The organism is Bacillota bacterium (assembly GCA_040757205.1).
Classification (GTDB): Bacteria; Bacillota; Desulfotomaculia; order Desulfotomaculales; family Desulforudaceae; genus Desulforudis.
The window spans coordinates 132,761-145,498 of sequence record JBFLXL010000003.1; the positions used below are offsets into that span (position 1 = coordinate 132,761).

Below are 12,738 nucleotides of genomic sequence, written 5' to 3' on the forward strand. Positions count from 1 at the left end.
GCGGCCTAGAACCGCACATTCGGGCGCCACCTGTCAAGCGCGCCCAGGAAGATGTGTGCCAGTCCAAAACCCAGGATCATCGCCCCCAAACGTCCGCCGATGAGGCGTCCGAGGGTCGAAGCACCGACGCCGAGTCCCATTACCGCTTTACTGGTCATGTCACCCTTCAACGTCGCCCACTCCCTTCAGGTTTGTGTTAGCGTGCCCGGCAAACGGATATCTGATGCCGACAAAACAATTGGATAAAACAGACACCCATGCCGCTCTAGCGGCGCCAGCAGAAGGATGAAAAAAATACCCCTCACCCTGACCCTCTCCCAGAGGGAGAGGGGATTTTCAGGGGAGTCAAAGGGAAAGCCTGGATCCGGCGCGAATAAAAACCAGTTAGCAGTATGCGAGGGTGGGCGCGGGATGTTATACCCTGTTGGGCCGGCGGCGGACGGCGGTGGCGGCGGGCCGCACCAGTTCCGGGAACTGGCCCCCGGACAGGTTGTCCGGTTGCAACTGGTGGAGCCGGGATTGAACGGGGCGATCGTCAGCCTGGACGGCCGGCTTTTCCGGGCGGCCGGTGTTCTTCCGGTCCGGCCTGGGGAGCGTTTTTGGGCGATGGTGGAAAAGGTGCAGTCCGAGCAGGTCACGGTCCGGCACCTGGCCCCGCTGGAGGCCGGGAGTTCCGGTCCGTCCGGGAAGGAGTTGCTGCTGGCGCTTGGTCTTTCGCCCGGGGCGGACACAGAGGCGCTGCTCCGGGAGTTATTGCGCCGGCGGTTGCCCGTGGACCGGGAACTGGTCTTTAGGCTCCTGGCGGTGGGGCGTGACCTGCCCCAATACGGCGGCAAGGAGCTATGGCCGGTTTTGGCCTGGCTGCAGACGCTGGAGTTGCCTTTAAGCCAGGGAGCCCTGGCCAAAGTCCTGGCTTACATTCTGGACTGGAATCCGGACCCGGACGGGCAGGAACTGCTGAACCAAGGCCGCTCGGGGACCGGGCGGGATGCGGTGCAGGCTTATGCCTTAAACGGCGGGGAGCGTCTGCAGGGCCAAGTGTACCTGGTCTTCCCCGGTGACGGGCCGGAACCGGAGGCCGGCGCAAGGGTCGTACTCCATCTGCGGTCCAGCTTCTTTGGTGAGTTCTGGGTGGGCCTCGAAATGGACCATACCGGATTGGGCGGGCGGTTGATCACGCCTGAGGCCCGGTGGGCCGGCCGGTTTCAGGAGGCGGTGGGGCTGCTGGAAGAACGGTTGGCCGGCTTGGGATATCCGGTACGGCCGATAACGGTGGAGGTCCGCCGGGTGAGTTGCGTGGCGGAGCTGCTGGCGGGCTTCGTCAGCCCCGTGTACGTGCCCCTGGACATCCGGGTGTGATCCCGGAAGTGGAGGTGTGCGGCCCGGATGTGTCGCCGGTCAGCGCAACAGGCGGCGGACATCCGGGTGTGATCCAAAAAGTGAAGGTGTGAGATTGTGGAGCGGGAACGGAACTCCGGCGATGCGCAGGGCCCGGCCAAGCCCCGGGTGGCGGCGGCACTTGACTACCAGGACGGGCCCGACGCCGTTCCCCGGGTGGTGGCCGTGGGCAAGGGCCTGTTTGCGGTCCGGATTGAAGAAGTGGCGCGGTCGTCCGGTGTACCGGTGTACCGGGATCCGCAGTTGGCCTGGACGTTGGCCGGTCTGGGCCTTGACCGTGAAATCCCGGCGGAGTTGTACCAAGTGGTGGCGCAAGTAATCGCCTGGGTATATTACCTTGAGGACCGGCAGCCGCCGGGCGGGGATGAGAGGCAAAAGGCCGGAACGGGGAGTGGCCGACGATGAATGAAGTGGTGATTTACACCGACGGAGCCTGTTCCGGGAACCCGGGACCCGGAGGCTGGGCCGCCGTGATTCTCGAGGGGGACGCCCGCCGGGAACTGACCGGGTCGGATCCGAAGACCACCAACCAACGAATGGAACTTCTGGCGGCGATCAGGGCGTTGCAGGCGCTGGGGGAAAACCCGCACCTGGTCACCCTCTTCAGTGACTCGGCTTACCTGGTGAATTGCTTCCGGGACCGGTGGTACGAACGCTGGGAACAAAACGGCTGGGTGAACGCCAAGAAACAGCCTGTTCTGAACCGGGACCTTTGGGCTGAACTGCTGCGTCTCGCCCGGCGGCACCGGGTCACCTTCCGGAAGATCAAGGGGCACGCCGGTGACGAGTTGAATGACCGCGCCGACGCCCTGGCCCGGGGGGCTATTCCCCCCTGCGGCCGCTGAAGCAGCGCCTGGCTGGCTGACCCGTCTGATCGGTCGTCAGTGGTCGGTCGTCAGTCGTCGGTCGAGTCCCCACCGACCACCGACCACCGACCACCAATCCGTCCGTCTAGTTGCCCGTATAGCTGGTGCCGTGTATCAGGCGGTAGATTCCGTCCTCGATTTCCCGGGTGAACTGGGCGCTGATGTCCGGCGAGCCGGGGGCCAGGTCGAACATCACCTCGACCTCGAAGTTGTCAAACACAAAGAGTTCCAGGCGTGACAGCGCGATCACGCCGTTTCGGTGCCTGGCCTGCTCGCGTTCCAGCGTCTCCTCCACCATCCGGTTGATCTCCAACAACGGTATCTTGATCATCACCAGGACTTCCTTTCTCAAGAACCAATAAATACGGCAAAGCTGGCGGCGAAACCCGAGCAAAACGGGGGCCGGACAGGAAAAAGCCCGCCCCGCAGCGGGCGGGCTTTGCCGTTCTCGGGTTTGCCTGCCCGGGTCACTTCTTGGCCTTGGCCATCCTGAGGTCTATAAACCGGTCCTTCAGCTTCGCCATCACCAGCGGCATTGTCGTGTACTCCATCTCGTCCAGGGGCAGCCGGTGCGGCTCGAAGGGACCGAGGCTCCGCATATAATCGGCGATTTCGTTGCACAAGGCCCGCGCCCGGTCGAAGGCCGGGTCGTCGAACATGTCCTGCGGGCCGATCAACTTGCCCTGCGCCAGTTGGAAGCCCAGCGCTACCACGCGCGGCGGGCCGTCGAACCGGGTCGGGCAGGATTTGGCGACCGAAACGGGCATCAGCGGCCCGCTGTGCGAGCCCCGCATCCACCCTGAAACGAGGTGCGGGCGGGCGAACGGCTCCAACACTTCGCCCACCGCCGGGAACCCGCTCTGGCAACGGATGATGCACACCGGGTCGTCCTTGCCCACGTAACGCCCGGCCATCAGGTTCAGCCGCTGGGTGCTTGACGACGCCGCAATCTGACCGCTGGCCTTGTGGAAAATCCGCTTGATCGCGTAACGCCCGGGCGCGCCGATGAAGACCAGCATGTCGTAGAGGTCCTCGGGTGCGGAGAAAATGATTTTCTTGTGGGCGATGAGGTCACGCACTTCGAAGTTGAAGCCGCCGTGCATGTTCGGGTCGATCACGAGGCCGATGGTGTTGAACGGATCGGCGAAGATCTTGTAGAGCGGCAGGTTCCAGGCGCCGGGCTCGGTCTTGTCAGCCATGAGGACCACGACCGGCTCACTCTTGCGCTCCACGACCTCGATTTCCGCCACCCCGGGGCCCAGTCCCTTGATGTTGCCGGAGAAAGCGTCGCCCAGAAGGTCCTGGCCGGCCCCGTAGAGCTTGAGTTTCTTGGCGACCTCGGTGCAGGCCACGAAAGTGTCCCACGCCAACTGGTGAATCTCACCGTTGTTCCGTCCCCGCTCGTGTGTGAGCACCAAGTTGATATCGTCACCGACGTGGGTCACATGAAAGTCTATTAAGAGCGGGCTGCCCGACAGAATGCCTTTGGCCTTTTCCAGCAACTCCGGGTGGACCCCGGAATGTCCCACAAATCCACCAACGTCCGCTTTGATTACGGAGAGTGTGACCGTCTTGTCCATGTTTTCCTCCCCCTGCATCTTGTGCTCAAGTCTGACCATACTATTTCTACGTTACGTTGGAATATCCTTTAGAATGCCACCTGAAATTCCCTCGTGCTTTCGCCGTTTGCCGCCGCAGGCCGGGCTACGGGCCGGGCTATTTGACCGTGGGCGCCGTATACGGGCGGCGGGCGTGGAAAACGACGTTGCGGGCGAAGTCCAGGTCCCGCCAGCCGCGGACGAGGGTTTGCTTATGCTCCAAATCCTTGTAGATGGTAAAAAAGTACTCGATTTCCCGGAGGCGGTGGCGGTCCACGTCCGCGAGCGTGCGGAACCGGTCCATGCGCGGGTCCCGCGCCGCCGCCGCCAGGATTTTGACGTCCCGACCCTTCTCGTCAGCCATTTCCAGGGCGCCCAGCACGCGGGCCTCCACCAGGCAGCCCGGGAAGGTGGCTGTGGAAATCATGACCATCACGTCGAGTTCATCACCGTCCTCGGCCAGAGTGTTGGGGATGAACCCGTAGTCGGTGGGATAGTGCACCGGCGAGTACAGCACCCGGTCCAAGCGCATGACCCCCCGCCGCCGGTCATATTCGTACTTGTTGGAGCTGCCCCTGGGGATCTCGATGGTCACCTCAACCTGTAGGGGCGGTTCAGTGTAGGGGATGGACATTTCTCGCGAGTCACCTCCGCCCCTAGCTTGCCCCGGCCGCGCCGCCCGTACCAGTCCCGGCGATAGGGGGTTCTATTCAATTCAATTCAATTCAATTCTCCAGACTTCCCGATTCATTTTCAGCGGTACCACCTGGTACCAGTCCCGGCGATGGGGCGTTCAATTCAATTCGGCAAGTGACTCGGTCGGATCACGGAAGCGGGACATTCAAAACAGCCCGTAGAAAAAGCATGTTGCGGGGTGCGGCCACGCCGGCATTTTGCGCCGCGAGGGTATAGACATAAGTTGCGGGGTGCGGCCACGGCGCATACAATTGATGCGGGAGGTGGGAGCGTGTTCAAACGTTATGCGCTGTATCTGCTGCGTTGGCAGCTGTCCACGCCGGTACTGGCCGTGGTGCTGCTCTGGTTGAGTGACTTTCACGTGACCTTCGCCACGGTCATCGCCAATCTAATCGGCGGCCTGATTTTCTTCTGGGTCGACAAGTTCATCTTCACCTCGCCCGTCCTGGCCCCCCAATGGGAGATCCGCGAGAAAGTGGCCTGCGCGGACTGCGGCCTGGTAGCCCGTGGCTTTCGCCTGGTGCGCACCAAAAACTACGACAAAACCCGGGACAAACACCCGGAGTTTCGCTGCACCGACTGCTCCGGCCGCAAGCTCGAGGAACTGCGGCAGCGCGGCGTCAAGCTCGACTGAGGATGATCTTTCTCTTCGGAAGACAGCCTTGGAAGCTATGCCATCTCAAACAATAAGTTGACTTTAAACCGCGCAATGCCCTAGATTGGATAATAATATCCTGATATCCTAAGCAAAAGACGCAGGTGGACGCGGTAAAGATTGCGAAGAAAGGGCGCGGTCTAATGATAAACACTGCTATAAGAGATATTATGACCACCAGAGTGGTCACCGTATCAATGGATGATCCAATCGGGGTAATCTTGGAAATCTTCAAGCACGCCGGGTTTCACCATGTGTTGGTTGTAAGCCCTGAAACCGGGGCATTTGTTGGAATCGTCTCGGACCGCGACGTGTACCGCAATGTCAGCTGCTTCATTGGGACTCTGTCGGAGCAAGACCGTGACCAAAACACACTGAAAAAGAAAGCGCACCACATCATGACCCGAAACCTGATTACCGCCACCGAAGATATGACGGTCAGGCAAGCCGCCGAGCTGATGTTGGCCAACAAAATCTCCTGCCTTCCGGTCCTTTGCCCCGATCGGACAATCAAAGGCATTGTCACTTGGAAGGATCTCCTGCGGTGCGCTTTTGACCTGCCAAAACGGAAACACGCGTCCGGCAGCCTGCCTCAAGGATAACCGGAGCGCCGGGATATGGTATGATTTCACTGCCTGGAAGGATTGACTGCTGCAAAAATTCACTGGGGGGGCTTGCGGCGCATGGGCCAATTTCAAGAGAAGGTTTCGAGACGGGAGTTTATCTATGTGGCGGCCGGAGTAGGACTGGGCTTGGCCGCCCTGTCGACGGCCGGTTGCGAAGCCGGGGAAGAGGCTGAACCGGACCGGGCGCCGGTGAATCCGGGCGCGCAGATTTTCTTGCCGGCACCCGCGCTGGATGGGGCGGTGTCCGTGGAGGCGGCGATAAAGGGTCGAAGATCCGAAAGGAACTTTCGGCCGGCTCCCCTGGAGATGAAGCAATTGTCCCAACTACTTTGGGCCGCTCAGGGCATCACCGATCTCCATCCGGATCCAGCCCAAAGGTTTCGCCGGGCTGCGCCGAGTGCCGGCGCCCAGTATCCCCTGGACATCTACGTTGTGGCCGGGCTGGTCGAGGGGCTGGAAGCGGGGGTCTATCATTACCGGCCCCGGGAGCATGCGGTGAGTTTGCGCACGGCGGCAGATATACGCCGGCAATTGGCCGGGGCCTGCTTGGGACAGGCGTTCATTGCGCCGGCCCCGGTTTCAATCGTTATCACGGCCGAATACGGCCGGATAACCGGCCGGTACGGGGAGCGGGGAATCAGGTATGCGCAGATGGAGGCCGGTCACGTGGGGCAAAACCTGCACCTGCAGGCCGAAGCCCTGGGGTTGGGAACGGTTGTGATCGGTGCCTTTAGGGACGACGAGGTGGCCGAGGTGCTGAATCTTCCCCGAAAGCACGAACCGTTGTCTGTGATGCCGGTCGGTTACGTTAATTGACTGCATCCAAGTACAGCTCCACTTCGGCCAGCCATCCGGTGCCGGGTGTACCCGGCATAGTTTTAAATAACGCTGGCAAAAAAAAAGGAGACCTCCCCCGCCCCAGCGTTAGCGGCTGTTGGCAAGAGTCCCCGTGTAAGACGATTATGAAAGGCTGAAAGCCTTAATATTACTGGTGGGCGCGGCAGGTGTCGAACCTGCGGCCTCTTGAATGTGAGTCAAGCGCTCTCCCCCTGAGCTACGCGCCCGTGCATAAACATTGTAACACGAATCGGCCCGGCACGCAAGAGCGAGGCCGGCGCTGCGGCGCTGCCTCCCGGAAGTTCTTTTTCGGAAGCCCGCCTGGCAGGGCCGTTTGCAGAAGGGAAAAGCGTTTCGGCTTCATAGACCATTTGCGTCGGGACGGCGGGTCTAAAGAAGTGAAGACCGAATCTACCGGTGGTTTCGTTCCTTTGGAGCGCTATTTGCCGGCAAGTGAGACTAACGTTCCAGTGCCCGTTGGGGCTCGGTTTTTTCGTAGGTGCTGCTCAGCACCACGAAGTCCACCCGGCGGTTTTTCTGCCGCCCGCGGGGCGTGTCGTTCGTGTCCTTCGGCCGGTATTCGCCGTACCCGGTGGCCGACAGGCGCCCGGGGGGGAAGTTGTGCCGGGCGATCAGGTACTGGACCACGCTGGTGGAACGGGCGACCGAGAGTTCCCAGTTGGAGGGGAAACGCGGCGTGTTGATCGGCACGTTGTCCGTATGGCCTTCGATCCGGATGTAGTTCGGGGTCTGGAGCAGGATCAGGCCCAGCTTGCCCATGATTTCCCGGGCGGTGGGAGTGAGGTCCGCGGAACCGGTGGCAAACAGCACGGTGTCCTGCACGCTGATCACCAGGCCCCTTTCCTCAGTTCTCATCTCAATATTAGCAGTCAACCCGGCCTCCTCCATAAGTTCCTGCACCTGCTTTTGGACCGGGGCAATCTGCGCCAAAAAAGTGGTATCGCCGGCCTCGACGAAACCTTTGTCCAATTCCATCGGGAACTGCTCCTGAGGACCGAGTGAAGCGTCCGGCGCCTCAATGAGCACGCTGCCCCTCCCGCCCAGAGCGTGATGGAGCGAGCGGGCCAGGGCCGCGAATTTGTGGGCGTCCACGCTGCTCAAGCTGTACATGACAATAAAAAAACAGAGGAGCACGGTGACGAAGTCCGCGTACGGCACCGCCCACCGTTCACGCCCCCCTCCGTGTCCGCCGCCCCCGTGTTTACCCGGCCGCTTCACTGGTTTCCTCCTCCACACTCTTCTTGGACGACGTGCGGGTGTTCGGGTTCAGAAAAGCGTTCAGGCGCTCCCGGATGATAATGGGGTTGTTTCCGGACTGGAGCGCGATTACCCCTTCCTGAACCAGCAGGCGCAGCATTACCTCCTTCGACGTGAGGGTCTTGAGTTTGGTGGCGATGGGGAAGCAGATCAGGTAGGCGAACACCACCCCGTACAGGGTGGCCACGAAGGCGGAGGCGATGGCCGGGCCGAGCTTGTCCGGCTCCTGGATGTTCCCGAGGGCGACGATGAGGCCCAAAATCGCCCCGGCGATACCCATGGTCGGGGCGAAGGCCCCGGCGGTTTCGAAGAACTCGTGCGCCACCCGGTGCCGCTCCTCCAGGGCGTACAGTTCGGTTTCCAGCACCCCCTTGACCACCTCCGGTTCGGCGCCGTCAATCACCAGTTGCAGACCCTTGCGCAGGAAAGGATCCTCCACGCCCTCCAGGTAGTTTTCCAGGTAGAGGAGCCCCTCACGCCGTGCCTTCTCGGCCAGCGACACGATTTCCTCGATCATCTCCGTCGGGCTCTTGGCCCTTTGCTGGACCAGCATGCGCAGGCTCCGGAACACGTCCGGGATGTCCACTTTCCTGAGAGTGGCGATGGAGGCGCTTAACGTGCATCCAAAAACGACGGCCATCGCCGCCGGAACGATCAAGGAGGAGAGGTGCCCGTCTTTCAGGATGAAACTGAGGACTACGAAAGCTAGAGCCGCGATAATGCCGAGCAAGGTGGTCGGATCGATGCGAATCGCCCCCAATTTTGCCGAGATTACGAAGAGAAGGTCAAATTCTTCTTTCTTAACGAAAGACCCCCGGATTCCTGCCTCCGGGAAGGCACAAATCGAGAATGCTGCCGTCACGCGGCAACTTTCCCGTTACTAATTATCGGCACTCCTGACGGCTTACCCAAGACATGCCCGCAATAATTTTCCCCGGCCTGAATTCGCGGCCTGTTTTTAGAAGCGCACTCAAGTTTAATCTCCGGGCGGCCGATTAAACCCTTAGCACTATCGGCTTGCGACAGACGCACCGGTGCACTTTCAATCCGAGGAGGCGGACACCAATGATTGACACCCGGTCTGCCAGAAAGGGAGAAGAACAATTGGTGGTTTTCCAACTGGCCGGTCAAACCTACGGTGTGGATATCGCCCAGGTTTTTGAGATTATCCGCATGGAAGTGATCACCCGGGTACCGAAGGCACCCTCGTTCGTGGAGGGGGTGATCAAACTGCGCGGGAGCATCATCCCGGTGATCGATCTCCGCAAACGTTTCGGCATGCCTCCGGCCGAATCCACCGCCAACAGCCGCATCATCATCGTGGAGATGGGAGGCATAACCATCGGTGTGGTGGTGGATGCCGTCTCCGAAGTCCTGCGTATCTCCCGAGCCGACATTGAGCCGCCGCCGCCGATGGTGGCCGGCGCGGACGCGGCCTACCTGCGTGGAATCGCCCTGTGGCGGGAACGCCTGATCATCTTGCTCGATCTGGAGAAGATTCTGGCCGAGAAAGACCAAGCGCGGCTGCGGCAGTCGAAGATGGAGCTGGCTGAGAAGTCCGCCTGAGGAGGGTCGGCATGTTTTCGTCCGAGGAAATCCAGGTCTTTCTGGACGAACTGGAAGAGAAGATAGAGATACTGAACGACGGTTTTCTGGCGCTGGAGCGGGACGGGGACAACCCCGAGACCATTCAGGAGATTTTCCGGGCGGCGCACACCGTAAAGGGTTCTTCCGGGATCCTGGGATACAACCACATGTCGTCCCTCACCCACGAGATGGAAAACCTCTTTTCCCTGTTGCGGGACGGCCGGGTGCGCAGTACGCCCCACATGGTGGACGTGCTGTTGGAGTCCCTGGACACGCTGAAGATGTTGCGTGACGAAGTCACCGGGACCGGGGAAACAGGCCGGACAGTCGACATCGGCCCCGTGGTGGAAAAGCTGCGGGGATTTCGGGAGCAGGCGGGGACCGGGGGCGATGGGCGCGGCACGGCCGGCTTTTGCCCGGCGGCCGGTCCGGAAGAGACCGCCGAAACGGCGTTCTCGGACGCCGTTTCGGACGTGATCCGGGAAGCGGCGGACCAGGGATACGGCGCCTACCGCGTCCGGGTGGACATTGATCCCGACTGCCGGATGAAATCGGTGCGCGCCTTTCTGGTGTTTCAGACGCTGGAGAAGGCCGGGGTGCAGGTGATCTGGTCCGAACCGCCGGTCGATGAACTGGAGCAGGGCGGCTTTGGTGCGGGATTTGAGTTGCTGGCGGTCTCCGAGGAAGACGCGGACCGGCTGCGGGGCATTCTGACGCTCATCGCCGAAGTGAACGCTGTGACCGTGGTACCGGTCACCGCCTTGGACGAGGTGGGTGCCGGCCAAGCCGCGGCCGCGCCGGCTCCGGGAGGGACGCTCGCTCCGGCCGGCCCCGTTCCGGATTTCCCCGTAAAGCAAGCGGATTCATTGAACGACCACAAGAAGGCCGTCCGTACCGTCCGGATCGACGTCCGGAAACTGGACAGCCTAATGAACCTGGTCGGCGAACTGGTGATCGAGCGGACCAGGCTGGAGCGTTTCGCGGACCTCATGGAGTTGAAATATCGTTCCGAGGAAATGATCGACACCCTGAACGAAATCTCCAACCACCTGGGTCAGATCACCAGTGATCTCCAGGAAGAGATTATGAAGGCCCGGATGCTTCCGATCGCCCAAGTGTTCAACCGTTTTCCGCGGATGATCCGGGATCTGGCCCATAAGTTGGGCAAAGAGGTGGACCTGGTCATCGAGGGCCGGGACACCGAGCTGGACCGGAACGTAATTGAAATCATCAGCGACCCCCTGCTGCACCTGATCCGGAACGCTGTGGATCACGGGTTGGAGATGCCTGAGGAGCGGCTCGCGGCCGGCAAGCCGCGCGCGGGCACCCTCACCCTGCGGGCGTTCCACCAGGAGAACCACATTGTGATCATTGTTGAGGACGACGGACGGGGCGTTGATCCGGACCAACTGCGTGCCAAGGCCCGGCAGATGCAGCTCTTTGACGAAACGACCCTGGAGCGCTTGAGCGACCAGGAGGCGATGAACCTGATCTTTTACGCCGGCTTTTCCACCGCGGCCAATGTCAGTGATGTTTCCGGCCGGGGTGTGGGCATGGACGTGGTAAAAAGCCAGATCGAGCAGATTAACGGTGTGGTGGAGATGCGCAGCACTCCGGGGCAGGGTACCGCCATAAGCATCAAGCTGCCGCTGACCCTGGCGATCATCCGCGCACTGATGGTCGGCCTGGACTCCCACGTGTACGCCTTTCCGCTGAGCAACGTGGTCGAAACCATCCATTTGGACCCGGCGGCGATCCGTATGATCAGAGACAGCGAGGTCGTGGTGGTCCGCGGCGAGGTATTGTCCCTGGTCCGCCTGGGCCGTCTGTTCCGGCAGCGGGAGACCGGCACGGCGGAGAAGCTCTACATGGTGGTCATCGGCACGGGGCAGAACCGTGTCGGCGTTGTGGTGGACCGCCTCGTCGGGGAGCAGGAGATCGTAATCAAGTCCCTGGGGGATTTCCTGGGGCGGATACCCGGGATCTCCGGGGCGACCATTCTCGGGGACGGGAAGGTGGCCCTCATCGTGGACGTGCGGGCGCTTCTTGCGGAAATCACAGGCATTCACGCCCACCAATGCAGAGTGTATGCCGCCGGTTAAGGTTTTCCTGGTCGACGACTCGGCGGTCGTCCGGACCGTGATCGGGAGGCGGCTGCGCGAAGCGGGATTCGAGGTCTTGGGCACCGCTATGAACGGGCAACAGGCCCTGCAGAAGATTCCTGCGCTCCGGCCCGACGTGGTGGTCATGGATGTGGAAATGCCGGTCCTGGACGGCCTGAGTACCCTGCGCGAACTCATGGCCAAACATCCGGTGCCGGTGATAATGCTGAGTGCCCACACCCAGGCCGGCAGCAGGGCGACCATCGAGGCCCTGGCTTTCGGGGCGGTCGACTTTGTACCTAAACCGGCCGGTACGGCCGAAATGCCCGCAATTATATCCGAACTCTCGGCAAAAATCGCCGCCGCCGTGGGTGCCTCGGTCAAAAGCTCCCTGATCCAGGTGGCGCCGGCACGGGGCAAAGCACTTCACGCGCCGGTCGCGTCCCGGACGCCGAAGAGAAAGACCGACCTGGTGGTCATCGGCTGTTCGACCGGAGGGCCCAACGCTCTCCGCGTTCTCCTGTCCGGGTTCCCGGCGGAACTGCCGGCTACGGTGGTTGTCGTGCAGCACATGCCCGTCGGGTTCACAGCTTCACTCGCCGAACACCTGAACGCCATCTGCCTGCTGGAGGTCCGGCACGCCCGGGACGGCGACCCGGTGTTGCCCGGCCGGGTGCTCATCGCCCCGGCCGGCAAGGTCTTTGGTTTTCGGACCGATGCGGACGGCGTACGCGCCGTTGTGACTGAAGACAACACCCCGCTGGCGCCGGGGACCTTCCGCCCTTCCGTGGACGTAGTTATGAGCAGGGCGGCGGCCGTATACGGCCACCGGGTGATGGGGGTCCTCCTCACCGGAATGGGGCGCGACGGCGCCGACGGAATGTTGGCCATCCGCAAAAAGAACGGCTATACCATCGCCCAGGACGAGAGTAGCTGCGTGGTGTACGGCATGCCCCGGGCTGCCGTGGAGAACGGTTCCGCCCGCCGGGTGCTGCCACTTTCACAGATTGCCGCCGAAATCATGGGAAAGCTCTAAAGTTGCTCCAGTTTCGGGCGATAAACTTAAAGAAGGGTTTCGAACACTAAGGAGTTGGC

At 61.7% G+C, this 12,738-nt stretch carries 15 protein-coding genes and 1 tRNA gene; 9 read left to right on the top strand and 7 right to left on the bottom strand.

The genetic code is table 11. The annotated features are described in order from the left end of the window. Positions 1-5: 5 nt before the first annotated feature. Entirely contained in the window at positions 6-170 is a 165-nt protein-coding gene (locus AB1402_03540; protein MEW6540676.1) for a hypothetical protein, read from the bottom strand. A gap of 241 nt (positions 171-411) precedes the next feature. On the opposite strand from AB1402_03540, the gene AB1402_03545 reads away from it, so the two are divergent. The 3 genes from AB1402_03545 to rnhA all read left to right on the top strand — a co-directional run bounded on the left by AB1402_03545 (position 412) and on the right by rnhA (position 2,243). Continuing rightward, the gene (locus AB1402_03545) at positions 412-1,359 is read left to right on the top strand and encodes a hypothetical protein (GenBank protein ID MEW6540677.1); all 948 of its coding nucleotides are present in this window, start codon (positions 412-414) and stop codon (positions 1,357-1,359) included. 96 nt (positions 1,360-1,455) lie between these two features. After that, on the top strand, positions 1,456-1,803 hold the full coding sequence (locus tag AB1402_03550) for an EscU/YscU/HrcU family type III secretion system export apparatus switch protein (GenBank protein MEW6540678.1): 348 nt from the start codon (positions 1,456-1,458) through the stop codon (positions 1,801-1,803). Next, complete coding sequence (gene rnhA / locus AB1402_03555; GenBank protein MEW6540679.1) at positions 1,800-2,243, top strand: ribonuclease HI; 444 nt, start codon at positions 1,800-1,802, stop codon at positions 2,241-2,243. The genes AB1402_03550 and rnhA overlap by 4 nt, the downstream gene beginning before the upstream one ends. 106 nt (positions 2,244-2,349) lie before the next feature. Here the strand turns inward: rnhA and AB1402_03560 are convergent, their stop codons facing one another. From AB1402_03560 to AB1402_03570, 3 genes are all read right to left on the bottom strand, one after another. Then, on the bottom strand, positions 2,350-2,595 hold the full coding sequence (locus AB1402_03560; protein ID MEW6540680.1) for a hypothetical protein: 246 nt from the start codon (positions 2,593-2,595) through the stop codon (positions 2,350-2,352). Between the two features lie 136 nt (positions 2,596-2,731). Continuing rightward, positions 2,732-3,844, bottom strand: coding sequence for a fructose-1,6-bisphosphate aldolase/phosphatase (gene fbp, locus AB1402_03565; GenBank protein ID MEW6540681.1), 1,113 nt, complete (start codon positions 3,842-3,844; stop codon positions 2,732-2,734). A 136-nt stretch (positions 3,845-3,980) separates the two neighbouring features. Then, positions 3,981-4,496 (bottom strand): inorganic diphosphatase, encoded by a 516-nt coding sequence (locus tag AB1402_03570; protein MEW6540682.1) that lies wholly within the window; start codon positions 4,494-4,496, stop codon positions 3,981-3,983. A 333-nt stretch (positions 4,497-4,829) separates the two neighbouring features. On the opposite strand from AB1402_03570, the gene AB1402_03575 reads away from it, so the two are divergent. The 3 genes from AB1402_03575 to AB1402_03585 all read left to right on the top strand — a co-directional run bounded on the left by AB1402_03575 (position 4,830) and on the right by AB1402_03585 (position 6,655). Then, the gene (locus tag AB1402_03575) at positions 4,830-5,192 is read left to right on the top strand and encodes a hypothetical protein (GenBank protein MEW6540683.1); all 363 of its coding nucleotides are present in this window, start codon (positions 4,830-4,832) and stop codon (positions 5,190-5,192) included. A 125-nt stretch (positions 5,193-5,317) separates the two neighbouring features. Further along, the gene (locus AB1402_03580; GenBank protein MEW6540684.1) at positions 5,318-5,815 is read left to right on the top strand and encodes a CBS domain-containing protein; all 498 of its coding nucleotides are present in this window, start codon (positions 5,318-5,320) and stop codon (positions 5,813-5,815) included. Positions 5,816-5,896: 81 nt separating this feature from the next. Next, positions 5,897-6,655, top strand: coding sequence for a SagB/ThcOx family dehydrogenase (locus tag AB1402_03585; GenBank protein MEW6540685.1), 759 nt, complete (start codon positions 5,897-5,899; stop codon positions 6,653-6,655). A 173-nt stretch (positions 6,656-6,828) separates the two neighbouring features. Here AB1402_03585 and AB1402_03590 read toward each other — a convergent pair. The 3 genes from AB1402_03590 to AB1402_03600 all read right to left on the bottom strand — a co-directional run bounded on the left by AB1402_03590 (position 6,829) and on the right by AB1402_03600 (position 8,816). Continuing rightward, positions 6,829-6,903: transfer RNA gene (locus AB1402_03590), tRNA-Val, on the bottom strand. A gap of 232 nt (positions 6,904-7,135) precedes the next feature. Then, positions 7,136-7,915, bottom strand: coding sequence for a flagellar motor protein MotB (locus AB1402_03595; protein ID MEW6540686.1), 780 nt, complete (start codon positions 7,913-7,915; stop codon positions 7,136-7,138). Then, positions 7,899-8,816: a MotA/TolQ/ExbB proton channel family protein gene (locus tag AB1402_03600; protein MEW6540687.1), complete on the bottom strand. Its 918-nt coding sequence runs from the start codon at positions 8,814-8,816 to the stop codon at positions 7,899-7,901. The genes AB1402_03595 and AB1402_03600 overlap by 17 nt, the downstream gene beginning before the upstream one ends. A gap of 203 nt (positions 8,817-9,019) precedes the next feature. On the opposite strand from AB1402_03600, the gene AB1402_03605 reads away from it, so the two are divergent. From AB1402_03605 to AB1402_03615, 3 genes are read left to right on the top strand one after another with little or no spacing between them, the layout of a single operon-like run. Next, the gene (locus AB1402_03605; GenBank protein ID MEW6540688.1) at positions 9,020-9,520 is read left to right on the top strand and encodes a chemotaxis protein CheW; all 501 of its coding nucleotides are present in this window, start codon (positions 9,020-9,022) and stop codon (positions 9,518-9,520) included. Between the two features lie 11 nt (positions 9,521-9,531). Continuing rightward, positions 9,532-11,643 carry a chemotaxis protein CheA gene (locus tag AB1402_03610; protein MEW6540689.1) on the top strand — a complete coding sequence of 704 codons (2,112 nt, stop codon included), beginning with the start codon at positions 9,532-9,534 and terminating at the stop codon, positions 11,641-11,643. Continuing rightward, entirely contained in the window at positions 11,630-12,679 is a 1,050-nt protein-coding gene (locus AB1402_03615; protein MEW6540690.1) for a chemotaxis response regulator protein-glutamate methylesterase, read from the top strand. The genes AB1402_03610 and AB1402_03615 overlap by 14 nt, the downstream gene beginning before the upstream one ends. Positions 12,680-12,738 lie beyond the last annotated feature (59 nt).

Bases quoted from the DNA above. Each gene is read 5' to 3' on its own strand.
- AB1402_03545 (MEW6540677.1), top strand. From the start codon at position 412: ATGTTATACCCTGTTGGGCCGGCGGCGGACGGCGGTGGCGGCGGGCCG.
- rnhA (MEW6540679.1), top strand. From the start codon at position 1,800: ATGAATGAAGTGGTGATTTACACCGACGGAGCCTGTTCCGGGAACCCG.
- AB1402_03560 (MEW6540680.1), bottom strand. From the start codon at position 2,595: ATGATCAAGATACCGTTGTTGGAGATCAACCGGATGGTGGAGGAGACG.
- fbp (MEW6540681.1), bottom strand. From the start codon at position 3,844: ATGGACAAGACGGTCACACTCTCCGTAATCAAAGCGGACGTTGGTGGA.
- AB1402_03570 (MEW6540682.1), bottom strand. From the start codon at position 4,496: ATGTCCATCCCCTACACTGAACCGCCCCTACAGGTTGAGGTGACCATC.
- AB1402_03585 (MEW6540685.1), top strand. From the start codon at position 5,897: ATGGGCCAATTTCAAGAGAAGGTTTCGAGACGGGAGTTTATCTATGTG.
- AB1402_03605 (MEW6540688.1), top strand. From the start codon at position 9,020: ATGATTGACACCCGGTCTGCCAGAAAGGGAGAAGAACAATTGGTGGTT.
- AB1402_03610 (MEW6540689.1), top strand. From the start codon at position 9,532: ATGTTTTCGTCCGAGGAAATCCAGGTCTTTCTGGACGAACTGGAAGAG.
- AB1402_03615 (MEW6540690.1), top strand. From the start codon at position 11,630: ATGCCGCCGGTTAAGGTTTTCCTGGTCGACGACTCGGCGGTCGTCCGG.